Origin of the sequence: Streptomyces sp. AcH 505 (assembly GCF_000818175.1) — a bacterium.
Taxonomy (GTDB): Bacteria; Actinomycetota; Actinomycetes; order Streptomycetales; family Streptomycetaceae; genus Streptomyces.
In genome coordinates this window covers 6,502,853-6,520,265 of record NZ_JTIY01000001.1, presented here as the reverse complement: position 1 = coordinate 6,520,265, position 17,413 = coordinate 6,502,853, and the positions used below count along the sequence as shown (strand labels likewise).

The following is a 17,413-nucleotide window of genomic DNA, read 5'->3' as shown; positions in this document are numbered from 1 at the left end:
CATCGCGCGGCGCGCCCGTCGATGACGGCGGCGCCGGTCTCCCCCGGACGGCGTGGACCGGGGGCGGTGGCGATGAAGGCGGCCACCCGGCGACCGGCCGTGTGTACGTGTGGCACCGAGCCATCGGACTGCCACTTGTGAAGGGTGTTGTCCATGGACTCGATTCGGCGGCCGATCCTGTTCGTCAGTTATGCCGAAAGCGGTCTCATCAATCCATTGCTCGTACTCGCCGAGGAATTGTCACGCCGCGGAGTGGAGGACCTGTGGTTCGCCGCGGATGAGAAAGGGCGTTCCGACGTCGAGGCGATCGGGGTGAAAACCCCGGTCGAGTTCGCTTCCCTCGGTGATGTCGTGTCGGAGATGTCGGCCGTCACCTGGGACGACGAGACGTACCGTGAAGTGACCCAGCGTTCGCGTTTCAAGGCGCACCGCGCGGTCATCAAGCATTCTTTCGCGCCGCAGTCGCGGGTCGAGAAGTACCGGCGGCTCGAAGCGGTCGTGGACGAGGTCAAGCCGGCGCTCATGGTGATCGAGAGCATGTGCCAGTTCGGTTACGAGCTGGCCATCACCAAGGGCATTCCCTTCGTGCTGGGTGTGCCGTTCGTGCCGAGCAACGTTCTCACGTCGCACGTGCCTTTCGCCAAGTCGTACACGCCGGGCGGCTTCCCCGTGCCGCACTCGGGCCTTCCGCTGCACATGACGTTCCGGCAGCGGGTGGCCAACCAGCTCTTCCGGCTGCGGACGCTGGGGATGTTCCTGACGTCCTCGGTGCGCAAGGTCGTCGAGGAGGACAACCGGATCCGTACGGAGCTGGGGATCGCGCCCGAGGCGCGGCAGATGATGGCCAGGATCGACCACGCCGAGATGGTGCTCTGCTACTCGGTGCCGGAGCTGGACTACCCCTTCGCCGTGCCGGACAAGATGCGGCTCGTCGGCACGATGGTGCCGCCGCTGCCGCAGGCCCCGGACGACGGCGGTCTCTCCGACTGGCTGAACGCGCATGACTCCGTCGTCTACATGGGGTTCGGCACGATCACCCGGCTGACGCGTGAGCAGGTGGGCGCGCTGGTCGACGTGGCGCGGCGGCTGTCGGACAAGCACGCGGTCCTGTGGAAACTCCCCGAGGAACAGCGCCACTTGCTGCCGGCCGAGCTGCCGGACAATCTGCGGATCGAGAACTGGGTCCCCTCGCAGCTCGACGTGCTGGCCCATCCGCACGTCAAGGTCTTCTTCACCCACGCGGGCGGCAACGGCTACCACGAGGGGCTGTACTTCGGTAAGCCGCTGGTGGTCCGGCCGCTCTGGGTGGACTGCGACGACCAGGCGGTACGCGGCCAGGACTTCGGCGTCAGTCTGACGCTGGACCGGCCGGAGACCGTCGATCCCGACGATGTGTACGACAAGCTCGCCCGGGTCCTCGGCGACGGCGCCTTCCGTGCGCGCGCCGAGTACTTCGGGCGGCTGCTGCGCGCGGCGGGCGGCCGGGATTCGGCCGCGGAACTGCTGCTCGGCCTCCCGGCGCTCGCCACCCGTTGACCACCCGCCACTCACCGATCGGGGCATCTCATGTCTTTCACCCATCCGGTTTCCAAACCCTGGCTCGGCGGGCGTGAGCTCGAATATGTGACGGAGGCCGTCAGCGACGGCTGGATCTCGTCGCAGGGGCCTTATGTGCGCAGGTTCGAGGAGGAGTTCGCCCGCTACAACGACACGGTGTACGGGGTCGCCTGCTCCTCGGGCACGACGGCCCTGACCCTGGCCCTGCGGGCGCTCGGCATCGGTCCCGGCGACGAGGTCATCGTCCCCGAATTCACGATGATCGCGAGCGCCTGGGCGGTCAGTTACGTGGGCGCCACGCCCGTCTTCGTGGACTGCGGCGACGATCTCAACATCGACGTCTCGCTCATCGAGGAGAAGATCACCCCGAACACCAAGGTGATCATGCCCGTGCACATCTACGGGCGGCGGTGCGACATGGACAAGATCATGGACATCGCCTACGAGTACAACCTGCGGGTCGTGGAGGACTCTGCGGAGGCGCACGGCGTACGGCCGGTCGCCGACATCGCCTGCTTCTCGCTCTTCGCCAACAAGATCATCACGGCCGGCGAGGGCGGTATCTGCCTCACCAACGACGAACGGCTCGCGGAGCAGATGGCCCATCTGCGCGGAATGGCGTTCACCAAGGACCACAGCTTCCTGCACAAGAAGCTCGCCTACAACTTCCGTATGACGAGCATGCAGGCGGCCGTGGCCCTGGCGCAGACCGAGCAGCTGGACTCGATCCTGCAGACCCGCAAGGAGATCGAGCGGCGCTACGACGAGGGGCTGCGGGACATCGACGGCATCACCCTGATGCCGCCCCGCGACGTGCTGTGGATGTACGACCTGCGGGCCGAACGGCGCGAGGAACTGCAGGCGTTCCTCGCCGCCGAGGGCGTGGAGACCCGGCTGTTCTTCAAGCCGATGAGCCGGCAGCCCGGCTACTACGACGCCAACTGGCCTTCGCTGAACGCCAGTCGCTTCAGCGAGGACGGCTTCTACCTGCCGACGCACACCGGTCTCGCCAAGGACGACCAGGAGTTCATCACGGAGAAGGTCCGTGAGTTCTACGGCGCCTCGTGAGCACGGGACGTTCCGATCCGCAGAGGAACCAGATGATGACAACCCCCGACAAGTGCCCGGTGCTGACCGCCGCCGACCGGTGCCCGGTCGCCTTCCCGCTGCGGCGGCCCGGCCAGACGTTCCCGCCGCCGCAGTACGCGGACTTCCGCGCGCAGGACGGCCTCGTACGCTCCACACTGCCCTCCGGGGTGCCGGTGTGGCTGGTGACCCGGCACGAGGACGTGCGGACCGTGCTCACCGATCCGCGTATCAGCTCCAACCCCTCGCACCCCGGGTTTCCCCGCGCGGCGAAGACCGGCGGGGTGCCGTCCCAGGACGAGGTGCCGGGCTGGTTCGTGGCGCTGGACCCGCCGGAGCACGGCAGGTTCCGCAAGACACTGATCCCCGAGTTCACGGTGCGCAAGGTCAGGGAGATGCGGCCGGCGATCCAGCAGATCGTCGACGAGCGCCTCGACGCCATGCTCGCGGCGGGCGACACCGCCGACCTGATCGCCGACTTCGCGCTGTCCGTGCCGTCGCTGGTGATCTCCAATCTGCTCGGCGTGCCCAAGGCCGACCGCGACTTCTTCGAGACGAAGACCCGCGTGCTGGTCACGCTCACCTCCACGGACGAGCAGCGGCAGGCGGCGTCCGTCGCGCTGCTGCGCTATCTCAACCGGCTGATCACCATCAAGCAGAAGCGGCCCGGCGACGACCTCATCAGCCAGCTGCTGGCCGAGGGGACGCTGAACAAGCGGGAGCTGTCCGGCGTTTCGATGCTGCTGCTGATCGCCGGGCACGAGACGACGGCGAACAACATCGGCCTCGGCGTGGTCACCCTGCTGACCAATCCGGAGTGGATCGGCGACGAGCGCGCGGTGGAGGAGCTGCTGCGCTACTACTCGGTCGCCGACCTGGTGGCGTTCCGGGTGGCCGTCGAGGACGTGGAGATCGGCGGGCAGCTCATCAAGGCGGGCGAGGGCATCGTGCCGCTGGTGGCCGCCGCCAACCACGACGGGACCGTCTTCGACCGGCCCGACGAGTTCGACCCCGGCAGGTCGGCCCGCTCGCACGTGGCCTTCGGTTACGGCGTGCACCAGTGCCTGGGCCAGAACCTGGTCCGGGTCGAGATGGACATCGCCTACCGGACGCTCTTCGAGCGGATCCCGTCGCTGGAGCTGGCGGTGCCGGTCGAGGAACTGCCGCTCAAGTACGACGGGGTGCTGTACGGGCTGCACGCGCTGCCCGTCCGCTGGCAGGGCCGTAAGCAACTGACGGAGGTATGAGTGATGGCGCGGATCGATGTGGACACCGACCGGTGTGTCGGGGCCGGGCAGTGCGTGCTGTCGGCTCCCGACCTCTTCGACCAGGACGACGACGGGATCGTCATGGTCCTGGAGGAGCCGTCGGACGACCCGGAGCTGGACGCGGCGCGGCATGCGGGCCTGATCTGCCCGTCGCAGGCGATCACCGTACGGGAGGAGTGACCGCTTCTTTCTTACGTCCCGACGGGCGCGGCCCCCACCGACGGTGGGGGCCGCGCCCGTCGGCTGACGCCGTCGTCAACGGCTACCAGGCGACCGGCAGTTCGGTGAGGCCGGCGGAGAGCTGGCCGCCCAGCACCTGGAGCTCCTCGACCGGCAGCGCCAGGGTCAGCCCGGGCAGCCGGGTGAAGAGGAGGGTGTACGCGGTCCGCAGCTCCATCCTGGCCAGCGGGGCACCGATGCAGTGCCACATGCCGTGACCGAACGTCAGATGCGGGTTGGGGGAACGGGTGATGTCGAACAGCTCGGGCTCGTCGAAGACCCGCGTGTCGAAGTTGGAGAGAGTGAAGTCCAGCAGGACCAGGTCACCGGTACGGATGGTGACACCGCCGATCTCCACGTCGTCCGTCGCGTACCTGGGCAGCACCGAGCCGCCGGCCTTGGCGGAGCGCAGGATCTCCTCCACGGCGCCCGCCATCAGCTTCGGGTCGCTCATCGCGGCGTCCCGCTGGTCGGGGTGGAGGGTGAACAGGACGACGCCGAGGTCGACATGGCTGGCGACGGCTTCGAGCCCGGCGAACAGCACCCCGGCGGCAACCGGGCCGATGCGTTCGTCGGACGGCTCGTTGGCGCAGAGCCGGGAGATCACGTCGTCGCCGGGCTCCGCCCTCTTGCGGCCCGCCAGCTCCACCAGGTAGCCGAACAGGTCCTGCTGGCCGCCCTGGACGGTGTCCGGGTCGTCGAGGCCGCCCATCCGGGAGAGATGGCCGACGAGCAGCCCGTGGTCCTCGGTGGGCACGCCGATCAGCTCGCACAGGACGGCGAGGGAGAACGGCAGCGAGAACTGGCTGTGCAGATCGGCCGGCGGTCCCTGGGCGACGAAGTTCGCCAGTATCCCCTCGGCGATCGCCTCGACCTTCGGCATCATGTTGAGCACACGCCTGGCCGAGAAGTTGGGGGTGAGCAGCGCCCGGGTCTCGGTGTGCAGCTTCCTGGCCAGGTCGGCGTCGTCGGTGACGAGCATGTCGAGGAACGGGTTCTGGACGTAGCGCGGGGCGGTGGCCGGTGTGGCGTGCGCCCGCGCCAGCCGCTCGTCGCGCAGCAGTTCCTTCAGCTCGGCGTGGCGGGTCACCAGCCAGCCCTCGTCGCCCGCCGGGGTGCGCACCTTGCAGATCGGATTCTCGGCCTGGAGCCCGTGCAGCAGCGGGCTGAGCCGCAGCACGGACTGCTGCTGCCCCTTCAGCGAGGGCAGCACGTGGGATGTGGTCATGGGGGTTCTCCTCCGTACGGTCATGCCTGGGGGGCCGGCAGGCGGCCGAGCCAGTCCTCGATGGTCCGCGCGGTCAGGGCGGAGTGTTCCTTGGCGAGCGAGAGGTGGTTGGCCTCGATCTCCCGGATGTCGTCGGCGGGGACCCCCGCGGTGTCGAACAGGAAGCCGTCCAGCGACTCCATGCACCGGACGAGCAGCGTGGGCGCGGTGGTCGGCACGGACTCGATGTCGACCATCGCCATGAACCAGTGCGCCATCGCCGACAGCCGGGCGCTGTTGAGCGTCACCGACGGCGAGTCGATGTCGGCGAGGTAGTACTGGGTGGTGCGGTCCAGGTCCTTGCCCTCGCCCGGCTGGTAGCGGATCGACGCGGTGTCCAGCAGGATCACCGCCTCGGGCGTGATCCCCCAGGTCTCCTCCAGCACCCCCGCCGCCAGATAGGCGAGCGAGCCGCCCGTCGAGTGCCCGACCAGGACGAAGGGTTCGCCGTCGCTGGCGTGCAGGGCGCTCTCCGCGACGATCCGAGCCGCCGCCTCGCTGGTGGCGGGCAGCGACTCACCCGGGGCGAACCCCATGAGCGGCAGCGCTGACACATGCCGCTTGCCGCGGAAGTGCGCCGCGATACGGGCGTACTGGTGGACGCCGCCGGTGGCGCCGGGGGCGCTGACGAAGACCAGCCTCGGGTCGCTCGGGCCGTCGGCGAGGACGACGGGCGACGACAGTTCCTCCAGGTCGGCGGGGGTCTCGAAGGTGGGACGCGTGTTGGCGACCGCCTTCAGCATGCGCATGCCCTCGACCATCTTGCCGCCCTTGACGGCGGCGTAGAAGAGGCCTTCCAGCGTCTCGTCCATGCTCACGGCCGACCGTGCGGCGGCAGCGGGGCTGCCGTTCGCCGCCGCCGGGGAGAGCTGCCCCGCGAGTTCGCTGTGCAGCCGGCGGGCCAGCTTGCCGGGTGTCGCGTTGTCGAACACCACCGAGCTGGGGAGCCGCAGGCCGAGCGCCTCGGAGAGCTGGTTGCGCAGTCCGACCGAGACCAGCGAGTCGAAACCCAGCTCCAGGAAGCCGCGTTCGGGGTCGACGCCGCTCGGGTCACGGTGGCCGAGCAGGGCGGCGGAGTAGCCCACGACGAGTTCGGTGAGCAGGCCCTCCTGGCCTGCCGCGTCGAGGTGGCGCAGCCGCTCCAGCAGGGTGACGGGTGAGCGGTCGGCGCCCGCCGCTGAGCGCCGGGTACGGGGGACCAGCTCGCGCCAGAGCGCGGGCAGCGCCTGCTGCTCCTGGAGTCCCGCCACGTTGAGCCGGGTCGGGACCACGTTGGTCCGCCCGCTCGCCGTGGCGGTGTCGAAGAGCGCGAGGCCGTGCTCGACGGCCAGCGGCGGCATACCGCCGCGTGCCATCCGCTCCAGGTCGGCGGCGCTGACATGGCTGGTCATGCCGCTGCCCCGGCCCCACGGTCCCCACGCGAGGGACACCGCGGGCAGCCCCAGGCCCGCGCGGTGCTGGGCGAGTGCGTCGAGGAACGCGTTGGCCGCCGCGTAGTTGGCCTGGCCGGGGCTGCCGAGCACACCGGAGACCGAGGAGTAGAGCACGAAGGCCGACAGGTCGAGGTCGCGGGTCGCCTCGTGCAGATACCAGGCGGCGTCCACCTTCGGCCGCAGCACGCGCTCCAGCAGTTCCGGCGTCAGCGAGCCTGCCATGGCGTCGCCCAGCACACCTGCGGTATGCACCACGGCGGTCAGCGGATGTCCGGCGGGCACACCGGCGAGCAGCGCGGTCAGCGCGTCCTTGTCGCCCAGGTCGCAGGCGACGGCGGCGGCTTCGGCGCCCTGCTCGGCGAGGTCAGCCACCAGTTCGGCGGCGCCGGGCGCGTCGGGGCCGCGCCTGCTGGCCAGCAGCAGGTGCCGTACGCCGTGCTCGGCGACCAGATGGCGCGCGAGGCGCCCGCCGAGACCGCCGGTGCCGCCGGTGATCAGGACGGTGCCCTCGCTGTCCCAGGTCGGGCCCGTACCCTCGGTTTGTGACGCCTCGGCCTGCGACGCCTCGGCGTTCCCGGTCTCGGGGAGCCGGGTCAGCCGGCCTCCCCTGACGGTGTGGGACCGCACCACCAGCTGCTGCTCGTCGAGGGCGAGCAGGCCAGGCAGCACCCCGGCCGACAGGAACGTGTCGTCCATGTCGACCAGCAGGAAGCTGCCCGGGTTCTCGGTCTGCGCCGAACGCACCAGGCCCCAGACGGCGGCGGCCGCGAGATCCTGTACGTCCTCGCCGTCGACGGCGATCGCGCCCCGGGTGACGAAGACCAGCCGTGAGCCCGCCAGCCGGGGTTCGTTCAGCCATTCCTGGATCAGTCCGAGCACCCACGAGGTCAGGGCGCGCACCGACTCCGGCCGGTCCTGGTCCGCGTCGCCGACGACGGGCACCAGGAAAACGTCGGGGGCGACACCGCTGTCGCCGACCGCGCCGGTCAGCGAATCCGCGTACCCGGCGACGGTCTCGTCCGCGCGGTGCATCGCGTAGCCCAGGTCGAGTTCGTCGGCGCCGACGACGGCCCACCGGGTGCCGGTGACGGACGCGGAATCCACCGCGACGGGCACCCAGTCGAGGGCGAACAGCGAGCCGCGCTCGGCGCCGCCGGCGGCTGGCGCGGGCCGTGCCTGCCCGGAGGGCGGGCCGAGGACGAGCGAGTCCACCGAGAGCACCGGGGCGCCCGTCGCGTCGACCGCGCTCAGCGCCACCGCGCCGGGGCCGGCCGCGCCGATCCGTACGCGCAGGGCGGAGGCACCGCCGGCGTGCAGGGTCAGCCCGCTCCACGACACGGGGACGGTGTCGACGCCGCCCGCGTCGTCCAGCGCGGCCGCTGCCCGCAGCGCGGCGTCCAGCAGCGCCGGGTGGATACCGAAGGCGGCGCCGTCCTCGGCCGCTTGGGGAAGGGCGACCTCGGCGAACACCTCGCCGTCGCGCCGCCAGATGCCGGACAGGCCCTGGAACACCGGACCGTGCGTCAGTCCCGCGTCGGCGAGCCGCGCGCCGAGCGCTTCCGGGTCGACGGGCGAAGCGTCCTGCGGCGGCCAGTCGGCGGTGTCGAAGCCGCCGCTGTCCGGACCGAGTTCGTCCTCGGGCCCACCGGTCGTCAGCACCCCGCGGGCATGCTCCGTCCACGGCTGGTCCTGGGGGTCCTGTCCTTCGGGCCGCGAGTGGATCGTCAGTTCGCGGCGCCCCGAGTCGTCGGCGGGGCCGACCCGTACCTGGAGCGAGACAGCGTCCCGCTCGGCCAGTACGAGCGGGGCGAGCAGGTGCAGTTCCGCCACCCGGTCGTGGCCGGACTGGTCACCGGCCCGTACGGCGAGTTCGGCGAAGGCCGTGCCCGGCAGGACGATCCGGCCCGCGATCCGGTGGTCGGCCAGCCAGGGATGCGACTGCGCGGAGAGCCGTCCGGTCAGTACGGTCTCGTCGGCGCCGGCCATCGTGACGGCGGCGCCCAGCAGCGGGTGTCCCGCGGCGATCAGCCCGAGGCCCGACGCGTCACCCGCGGGCATGCGGACCGTGGGCCAGAACCGCTCGCGCTGGAAGGCGTACGTCGGAACGTCCACCCTGCGCGCACCCGTGCCGGCGAACACCCCGTCCCAGTCGAGGCTCACGCCGTGGGTGTACAGGGCGGCGAGCGCGGTGACGGCGGCGGTCTCCTCCGGGCGGTTCTTGGCCAGGACCGGCACAGCGACGACGGCCGGGTCCTCGACGCACTCCCCCACCAGCGCGGCGAGCACCCCGTCGGGACCCAGTTCGAGGAAGGTCCGCACGCCGCGCCCGGCGAGGGTCCGTACGCCGTCCCCGAACCGGACGGCCTGCCGGACGTGCCGGACCCAGTAGTCCGCCGAGCCCAGCTCGTCCGCCGACGCCAGGTCGCCGGTCAGGTTCGACACGACGGGCAGGGCGGGCCGCTGGAACGTCAGCGTCTCCACGACGGCGCGGAACTCGTCGAGCATCGGCTCCATCAGCGGCGAGTGGAACGCGTGGCTGACGGACAGCCGGGTGGTCTTGCGCCCCTCGGCCGCCAGCCGCTCCGCGATCTCCGCGACCGCTTCCTCCTGGCCGGAGATCACCACCGCCTCCGGGCCGTTGACGGCGGCGACCGACACCCGGTCGTCCAGCAGCGCGGTCACCTCGTCCTCGGTGGCCCGTACGGCGACCATCGCCCCGCCGGCGGGCAGGGCCCGCATCAGCCGGGCCCTGGCGGCGACCAGACGGCAGGCGTCGGCCAGCGAGAACACCCCGGCCACATGGGCGGCCGTGATCTCACCGATCGAGTGCCCGGCGAGGAAGTCCGCCTTGACGCCCCAGGAGGCGACCAGCTGGTACAGCGCCACCTCGATCGCGAACAGCGCGGGCTGGGTGTGCCCGGTGTCGTCGAGCAGATCCTCGTCGCTGCCCCAGATCACGTCCCGCAGCGGGCGATTCAGCTCGCCGGCGAACTGGCTGAGTACGGCGTCCAGCGCTTCGGCGAAGACCGGGAACCGGCCGTACAGCTCGCGGCCCATCCCGATCCGCTGGGATCCCTGGCCCGAGAACAGCACCGCCAGCGGGGCCTTGGCCGCCACCCCGCGTGCCACCTCGACGAGGTCTCCGCCGGACGCCAGCAGCACCGCACGGTGGTCGAAGGCGGACCGGGTGGTGGCGAGGGAGTAGCCGATGTCGAGCGGGTCACGGCCGGTGTCCTTGACGGACCGGATCCGCGCCAGCTGTGCGTCGAGCGCCGCCTGCGACCTGGCCGACACCGGCCACGGTACGTCCAGGGGCGCCGCGGCCGGTGCCACGACGGGCTCGGTCTCCGCCTCGGTCTCCACCGGGGGTGCCTGCTCGATGAGGACGTGCGCGTTGGTGCCGCTGATCCCGAAGGACGAGACCCCGCCGCGCCGTACCCGCTCGCCCTCGGGCCACTCCACCGGCTTGGTCAGCAGCCGGACGCCGCCGGACGACCAGTCCACGTGCGACGACGGCGCGTCGACGTGCAGGGTCTGCGGCAGGACGCCGTTGCGCAGCGCCAGCACCATCTTCATCACGCCCGCGACACCCGCGGCCGCCTGGGTGTGACCGATGTTCGACTTGACGGTGCCCAGCCAGAGCGGGCGCCGCGGATCGCGGTCCTGCCCGTAGGTGGCCAGCAGCGCGCCTGCTTCGATCGGGTCGCCCAGGGTGGTGCCCGTGCCGTGTGCCTCGACGGCGTCCACGTCGGCGGGGGAAAGCCCGGCGCCGGCCAGGGCCTGGCGGATCACCCGCTGCTGGGACGGGCCGTTGGGGGCGCTGAGCCCGTTCGACGCGCCGTCCTGGTTGACCGCGCTGCCGCGCAGCACGGCGAGGATCCGGTGTCCGTTGCGCTGGGCGTCCGACAGCTTCTCCACCATCAGCATGCCGATGCCCTCGGACCAGCCGGTGCCGTTCGCCGTGTCGGAGAACGCCTTGCAGCGGCCGTCGGGGGCGAGGCCGCCCTGGATGCTGAACCCGGCGAAGCTCGCCGGGGTCGTCATCACGGTCACCCCGCCGGCCAGCGCCAGCGAGCATTCGCCGTTCCGTACGGCCTGCGCCGCGAGGTGCAGTGTCACCAGCGACGAGGAGCAGGCGGTGTCGAGGGTGACGGCGGGCCCTTCGAGGCCGAGCGCGAAGGACAGCCGGCCGGACATGACGCTGGCCGCGAGGCCGTTGCCCGCGTAGCCGCCCATGTCGTCCTGCGAGGCGAGGACCAGGTGGGTGTAGTCCTGCGAGTTGGTGCCGACGAAGACCCCGGTCCTGCTGCCGCGCAGCGCGGCGGGGTCGATCCCGGTGCGCTCGATCGCCTCCCAGGCCACTTCGAGGAGCAGCCGCTGCTGGGGGTCCATCGCCAGGGCCTCGCGCGGCGAGATCCCGAAGAAGTCGGGGTCGAACTCCGGTGCCTCGTACAGGAAGCCGCCCTCCTGGGTGGCGCTGCTGCCCGCCTCGTCGCCGGCGAGCGCGTCCAGGTCCCAGCCGCGGTCGGCGGGGAAGCCGGAGATGGCGTCCCGGCCGGCGGCGAGCAGTTCCCAGAGGTCTTCCGGGGACTGGATCCCACCGGGGAACCTGCAGGCCATTCCGACGATCGCCACCGGCTCGTGGCGGCCCGACTCTGCCTCCTGGAGGCGTTGTCGGGTCTGGTGCAGGTCCGTCGTGACCCACTTCAGGTAGTCGACGAGCTTCTTTTCGTCCGGCATCGTCCGTGCACCTTCCTCAGATTTTTTCGAGCGCGTAGGGAGTCGGGCCGTCGGTCAGGAGTCCGCCGACCGGCCCAGCTCGTTGTCGATGAAGGCGAGGACCTCATCGGCGCTCGCCGCCTCGATCCGTTCCGTGGTCGCGTTTTCGTCGGTCTCGGGGTCGGCGCCTTCGCACCGCGCGAGGAGCTGCCGCAGCCGCCCCGTGACCCCGGTGCGGGTGACGTCGTCGAGTACGCCCCCGGCGAGTGCCGCCTCCAGCCGGTCGAGTTCGGCCAGCGGGGACGGGCTCGTGTCCTGTGCGGTGCCGCCGAGCAGTGCGGCGCCGAGATGCCGGGCGACGGCGCCCGGCGTGGGATGGTCGAACACGAGGGTGGCGGCCAGCCGCACACCCGCTGCCGCGTTGAGCCGCGTGCGCAGTTCGACCGCCATCAGAGAGTCGAAGCCGAGCCGGCTGAAGTCCCGGTCGGCCGGGATCGTGTCCGGGCTGGTGTGCCCCAGTACGGCGGCGGTCTCGGCCCGTACCAGGTCGACCAGAAGCGTTTCGCGCTCCTCGTCCGCCAGCCCGGTGAGGCGCCGGGCGAGAGCGCCGGCCGCGCCGCCGCGTGCGGTGGCGGCCGTACGGCGCCGGGTCCGCAGCAGCCCCCGCAGGATCGCCGGGACGTCGGCCGGGTCGCGCGGCGTGCCGGCCGCGATCCGTACCGGCACGGCCAGCGCCTCGTCGCGTTCCGTCGCGGCGTCGAACTGGGCGAGGCCCTGCTCGACCGACAGCGGCAGCATCCCGGAGCGGGCCATCCGCCCCAGGTCGGTGTCGCTGAGTCCGCTGGTCATACCGCCGTCGGTCGACCACGGGCCCCAGGCCAGCGACAGGGCCGGCAGGCCGAGGCCCGCGCGGTGCTGGGCCAGCGCGTCCAGGAACGCGTTGGCCGCCGCGTAGTTGCCCTGTCCCGGTCCTCCGGTGAGACCGGAGACCGAGGAGTAGAGGACGAAGCCCGCCAGGTCCAGGCCCCGGGTCGCCTCGTGCAGCTGCCAGGCGGCGTCCGCCTTCGGACGCAGGGCCTGGTCGAGCAGTTCGGGGGTGAGGGAGCCGATCGTGGCATCGGCCAGTACCCCGGCGCAGTGCACGACGGCGGTCAGCGGATGCTCGGCCGGTACGGCCGTCAGCAGCCCGTCCAGCGCCGTACGGTCGGCGACGTCGCAGGCGGCGACGGTCACTTCGGCGCCCAGGGCGGTCAGTTCGGCCCGCAGCTCCGCCGCGCCCGGCGCTTCGGGGCCCCGCCTGCCGACCAGCAGCAGGTGCTTGACGCCGTGTCCGGTGACCAGGTGCCGCGCCAGTTCACCGCCCAGCCCTCCGGTACCGCCGGTGATCAGGACCGTACCGTCACGGTCCCAGGCGCGGACCGCGTGGCGCGCCTGCGTGGCGCGTTCCGGCAGCAGCGCCAGCCTGGCCACCTGTAGCTCGCCGCCGCGCAGCGCCGCCTGTGTCTCCCCGGCTGCCAGCAGTCCTGGCAGGGCGGGGAGGGCGTCGGGCAGGGCGGCCGTGTCGTCCAGGTCCAGCAGCAGGAAGCTGCCGGGGTTCTCCGACTGCGCGGAGCGCACCAGGCCCCACACCGGGGCGGCGGCCAGATCCGGTACGTCCTTGTCACCGGCGGGGACCGCGCCCCGCGTCACGAAGACCAGCCGTGATCCGGCGGTCCGCCGGTCGGCGGTCCACTGCCGCAGCAGGTCCAGCACGGCGGTCGTCACGGTCCGCACGGCTGCCGGCAACGGGCCGGGCGTACCGGTCAGGTCATGGCCGACAGGGGCCAGCACGACATCGGGCAACGGGCCGCCGGCGTCGAGGAGTTCGGCCAGCGAGTCGACATGTACGGCGGGCCGGCCGGGCAGGTCCGGCGCACCGGGCCTCCATGCCGTGTCCGTCGTGACGACCGCGTACCGGGTGTCCGCGGAGGAGCCCGCGGTCACCGGGGCAGGCACCCACTCGACGCCGAGCAGCGAGGCGCCAGCGCCTGCTGCCGTGGCGCTCGCCGCTTCGGTGACCGGGCGCAGGGTCAGGGAGCGTACGGAGAGGACCGGCGCGCCCTCCTCGTCGGTGGCCGCCAGCGAGACGGTGTCCGCACCGGTCCGGGCGAGCCGCACACGCAGGGTGGTGGCGGAGGCGGCGTGCAGGGTCAGCCCGTGCCATTCGGCGGGCTCCGGGAGACGGTCGGAGTTCGCGCCGTCGGTGTCCAGCAGCCCGGCCGCGCCGACCGCGGCGGTCAGCAGCGCCGGATGGATCGCGAACGCCCCATGGGCGCCTGCCTCTTCGGTGAGTTCCACCTCGGCGAACACCTCGCCGTCCCGCCGCCAGGCGGCCCGGAGACCCAACTGCTCGGCGATACCGGCCCATTCCAGGTTCGAACCCACCGGCTCGGGATCCAGGCGCACGGCTTCGGCGTCGGCCGGGGGCCACACGGCGGTGTCGAACCGGGCTTCCGGCGTGCGGTCGCCGGCGGCCAGTACGCCGCTGGCGTGCAGGGTCCACGGCAGCTCAGCCCCGGCCTCGGGACGCGCGTGTACGTGCAGCGCGCGGCGGCCCGCTTCGTCGGCCGCGCCCACCCGTACCTGCACGCGCACCGCGCCCTGTTCGGGCACGACGAGACCTGCGGCGAGGGTGAGGTGCTCGACCTGGTCGCAGCCGACCTCGTCACCGGCGCGTACGGCCAGCTCGGCGAAGACAGCCGCCGGGAGGACGGTCCTGCCGAGCACCTGATGGTCCGTCAGCCAGGGCTGGGACTGGACGGAGAGCCGTCCGGTGAGCAACACGCCCTCACCTTCGGCCAGTTCGACCGCCGCGCCGAGCAGCGGATGGCCTGCGGCCACCATGCCGAGCCCCGACGCGTCCCCTGCGGCGGCCACCACCGAAGGCCAGAAGCGCGCGTGCTGGAACGCGTAGGTCGGCAGCTCCACCCGGCGCGCACCCGTGCCGGCGAAGATCCCCGTCCAGTCGGCGGCGACCCCGTTCGTGTGGAGCCGGGCCAGCGCGGTGACGGCGGTCAGCTCCTCGGAGCGGTCCTTGCGGAGCAGCGGTACGGTCACGGCGTCGTCCGGCAGCGATTCCCGGGCCAGGGCGGTGAGCACGCCGTCCGGGCCCAGCTCCAGGAACGTACCGACGCCTAGTCCGGCCAACGTCCGTACACCGTCGGCGAACCGGACGGTCTCGCGTACGTGCCGCACCCAGTAGTCGGCGGAGCACACGTCGTCGGCGGTCGCGAGTCGTCCGGTCAGGTTCGACACCAGCGGGATCCGGGGCGCCTCGAAGCTCAGCCCGCGCGCGACGGCGCGGAACTCGTCCAGCATCGGGTCCATCAGCGCGGAGTGGAACGCGTGCGACACGGACAGCCTGCTGGTCTTGCGACCGAGGGCGGTGAAGTGCGCGGCGATCTCCAGGACCGCGTCCTCGTCGCCCGACAGCACCACCGAAGCGGGACCGTTGACGGCGGCCACGGAGACCCGGTCGGTCAGCAGTGGAAGAACGTCGTCCTCCGTCGCCTGTACGGCGACCATCGCACCGCCGGACGGCAGCGCCTCCATCAGCCTGGCGCGGGCGACGACCAGGGTGCAGGCGTCCTCCAGCGAGAACACCCCCGCCACATGCGCTGCGGCGATCTCTCCGATCGAGTGCCCGGCGACGAAGCCGGGCGTCACGCCCCACGACCGCACCAGCCGGAACAGCGCCACCTCGACAGCGAACAGGGCGGGCTGGGTGAACGCGGTCCGGTTCAGCGGCTCCGCGTCGTCACCCCAGATGACGTCGCGGAGCGGCCGGTCCAACTCTCCGTCCAGCCGGGCGAGTACGGCGTCCAGCGCGTCGGCGAAGGCAGGGAAGCGCCCGTACAGCTCGCGGCCCATGCCGAGCCGTTGCGACCCCTGGCCGGAGAACAGCACAGCGGCCGGCCGCTCGGCGGCCACTCCCCTGGCGACCTCTGCGACCGAGTCGCCGGACCGCAGCAGCACGGCGCGGTGCTCGAACACCGAGCGGCTGGTGGCGAGCGAGAACCCGATGTCGGCCGGCGACAGCTCGGGGCGTTCGGCCACGAAGGACCGCAGCCGCTCCACCTGCCCCTCCAGCGCGGCTTCGTCGGCACCGGACACCAGCCATGGCACGGCGGCCGGCGTCACGGCGGCCGGTGAGCGCTCGGAGGCCGCCTCCCGCGCCGGGGGACCTTGTTCCAGGATCACATGCGCGTTGGTGCCGCTGATCCCGAAGGACGACACGCCGGCCCGCCGGGGCCGGTCGCTGTCCGGCCACTCCACCTGCTCGGTGAGCAGTTCCACCGCTCCCGCTGACCAGTCGATCCGGGTCGACGGCTCACTCACGTTGAGCGTCTGCGGCAGCGCGCCGTTGCGCAGCGCCAGGATCATTTTGAGCACGCCCGCGACACCGGCAGCGGCCTGGGTGTGGCCGAGGTTCGACTTGACCGAGCCGAGCAGCAGCGGACGCTCCGGGTCGCGGTCACGCCCGTACGTGGCGAGCAGCGCCTGCGCCTCGATCGGGTCGCCCAGCGTCGTACCCGTACCGTGCGCCTCCACGGCGTCGACATCCGCCGGGGTGAGCCCGCCGCTGGCGAGGGCCTGGCGGATCACCCGCTGCTGCGACGGACCGTTGGGGGCGGTCAGACCGTTCGAAGCGCCGTCCTGGTTGATCGCGGAGCCACGCAACACGGCCAGGATCTCGTGGCCGCCGCGCCGGGCGTCCGACAGCCGCTCGACGACGACCACCCCGACGCCTTCCGACCAGCCGGTGCCGTCGGCGGAGTCGGAGAACGCCTTGCAGCGGCCGTCGGGGGCGAGGCCGCCCTGCCGGGTGAACCCGGCGAAGCTGGTCGCGGTCGACATGACGGTGACCCCGCCGACCAGCGCCATGGAGCACTCGCCCGAGCGCAGCGCCTGGGCGGCCCAGTGCAGGGCCACCAGGGACGAGGAGCAGGCCGTGTCGACGGTGACCGCGGGGCCCTCGAAGCCGAAGGCGTACGAGAGCCTGCCGGAGATGACGCTCGCGGCGAGTCCGGTGCCGGCGTGGGCCTCCACGTCCTCGCCGGCCCGGAGGATCAGGTTGGCGTAGTCCTGGCCGTTGGTGCCGATGAACACACCGGTCCTGCTGCCGCGCAGCGTCGCGGGGTCGGTGCCGGTGCGCTCGACGGCCTCCCAGGACGTCTCCAGCAGCAGGCGCTGCTGCGGGTCCATGGCAAGGGCCTCACGCGGCGAGATCCCGAAGAAGCCGGGGTCGAAGTCGGCGGCGTCGTAGAGGAATCCGCCGTCCCGTGTCGCGCTGCGGCCCTGCCCGTCACCGGCCAGGACGTCGAGGTTCCAGCCGCGGTCCGTGGGGAACGCGGAGATGCCGTCCCTGCCGTCGGTCAGCAGTTGCCACAGGTCTTCGGGCGAACGCACCCCGCCGGGGAAGCGGCAGGCCATGCCGACGATCACGATCGGGTCGTCGGTGTCGACGCTCCCGGAGCTGACGCCCCGGGTGCCGGCAGCGAGGTCGGAACCGGTGCCGAAGTCGGTCTGCTCGCCGAGCAGTTCGGCGACCAGATGACCGCCGAGCGCCTGCGCCGTGGGGTAGTCGAACACCAGGCTGGCGGGGAGCGTGAGACCGGTGAGCCGGGCGAGCCGGTTGCTCAGTTCGACGGCGGTCAGCGAGTCGAAACCGAGGTCGCGGAAGGCCTTGTCACCCTTGATGGCTTCGGCGCCCGCGTGCCCGAGCACCGCGGCGGCCTCGGTGCGTACGGCGGCCAGCAGTACGGCCGTGCGCTCGCTCTCCGACGCGCCGAGCAGCCGCTCCCGCAGCCCGGTCGCCGCGGACT

7 protein-coding genes are annotated in these 17,413 nt (G+C 72.2%); 4 read left to right on the top strand and 3 right to left on the bottom strand.

Features of this window, described 5'->3' with window-relative positions; translation table 11 throughout:
- Nucleotides 1-153: 153 nt before the first annotated feature.
- The 4 genes from HY68_RS28775 to HY68_RS28760 are packed head-to-tail and all read left to right on the top strand — an operon-like array spanning nucleotide 154 to nucleotide 4,091.
- Nucleotides 154-1,536: a glycosyltransferase gene (locus HY68_RS28775; protein ID WP_041994276.1), complete on the top strand. Its 1,383-nt coding sequence runs from the start codon at nucleotides 154-156 to the stop codon at nucleotides 1,534-1,536.
- Between the two features lie 30 nt (nucleotides 1,537-1,566).
- Nucleotides 1,567-2,625 (top strand): DegT/DnrJ/EryC1/StrS family aminotransferase, encoded by a 1,059-nt coding sequence (locus HY68_RS28770; RefSeq protein WP_041994272.1) that lies wholly within the window; start codon nucleotides 1,567-1,569, stop codon nucleotides 2,623-2,625.
- A gap of 35 nt (nucleotides 2,626-2,660) precedes the next feature.
- Entirely contained in the window at nucleotides 2,661-3,890 is a 1,230-nt protein-coding gene (locus tag HY68_RS28765; protein ID WP_041997476.1) for a cytochrome P450, read from the top strand.
- 3 nt (nucleotides 3,891-3,893) lie between these two features.
- Nucleotides 3,894-4,091 carry a ferredoxin gene (locus tag HY68_RS28760; protein WP_041997474.1) on the top strand — a complete coding sequence of 66 codons (198 nt, stop codon included), beginning with the start codon at nucleotides 3,894-3,896 and terminating at the stop codon, nucleotides 4,089-4,091.
- Between the two features lie 82 nt (nucleotides 4,092-4,173).
- Here HY68_RS28760 and HY68_RS28755 read toward each other — a convergent pair whose 3' ends face one another.
- The 3 genes from HY68_RS28755 to HY68_RS45645 all read right to left on the bottom strand — a co-directional run.
- The gene (locus HY68_RS28755) at nucleotides 4,174-5,358 is read right to left on the bottom strand and encodes a cytochrome P450 (RefSeq protein ID WP_041994269.1); all 1,185 of its coding nucleotides are present in this window, start codon (nucleotides 5,356-5,358) and stop codon (nucleotides 4,174-4,176) included.
- A 20-nt stretch (nucleotides 5,359-5,378) separates the two neighbouring features.
- Nucleotides 5,379-11,570 (bottom strand): type I polyketide synthase, encoded by a 6,192-nt coding sequence (locus HY68_RS28750; protein ID WP_041994266.1) that lies wholly within the window; start codon nucleotides 11,568-11,570, stop codon nucleotides 5,379-5,381.
- Nucleotides 11,571-11,624: 54 nt separating this feature from the next.
- The coding region (locus HY68_RS45645; protein WP_041997472.1) for a type I polyketide synthase at nucleotides 11,625-17,413 on the bottom strand (5,789 nt) is incomplete at its 5' end.

What these genes read in the sequence shown, in the direction of transcription:
- HY68_RS28775 (WP_041994276.1), top strand. Translation starts at nt 154, where the DNA reads ATGGACTCGATTCGGCGGCCGATCCTGTTCGTCAGTTATGCCGAAAGC.
- HY68_RS28770 (WP_041994272.1), top strand. Translation starts at nt 1,567, where the DNA reads ATGTCTTTCACCCATCCGGTTTCCAAACCCTGGCTCGGCGGGCGTGAG.
- HY68_RS28765 (WP_041997476.1), top strand. Translation starts at nt 2,661, where the DNA reads ATGACAACCCCCGACAAGTGCCCGGTGCTGACCGCCGCCGACCGGTGC.
- HY68_RS28760 (WP_041997474.1), top strand. Translation starts at nt 3,894, where the DNA reads ATGGCGCGGATCGATGTGGACACCGACCGGTGTGTCGGGGCCGGGCAG.
- HY68_RS28755 (WP_041994269.1), bottom strand. Translation starts at nt 5,358, where the DNA reads ATGACCACATCCCACGTGCTGCCCTCGCTGAAGGGGCAGCAGCAGTCC.
- HY68_RS28750 (WP_041994266.1), bottom strand. Translation starts at nt 11,570, where the DNA reads ATGCCGGACGAAAAGAAGCTCGTCGACTACCTGAAGTGGGTCACGACG.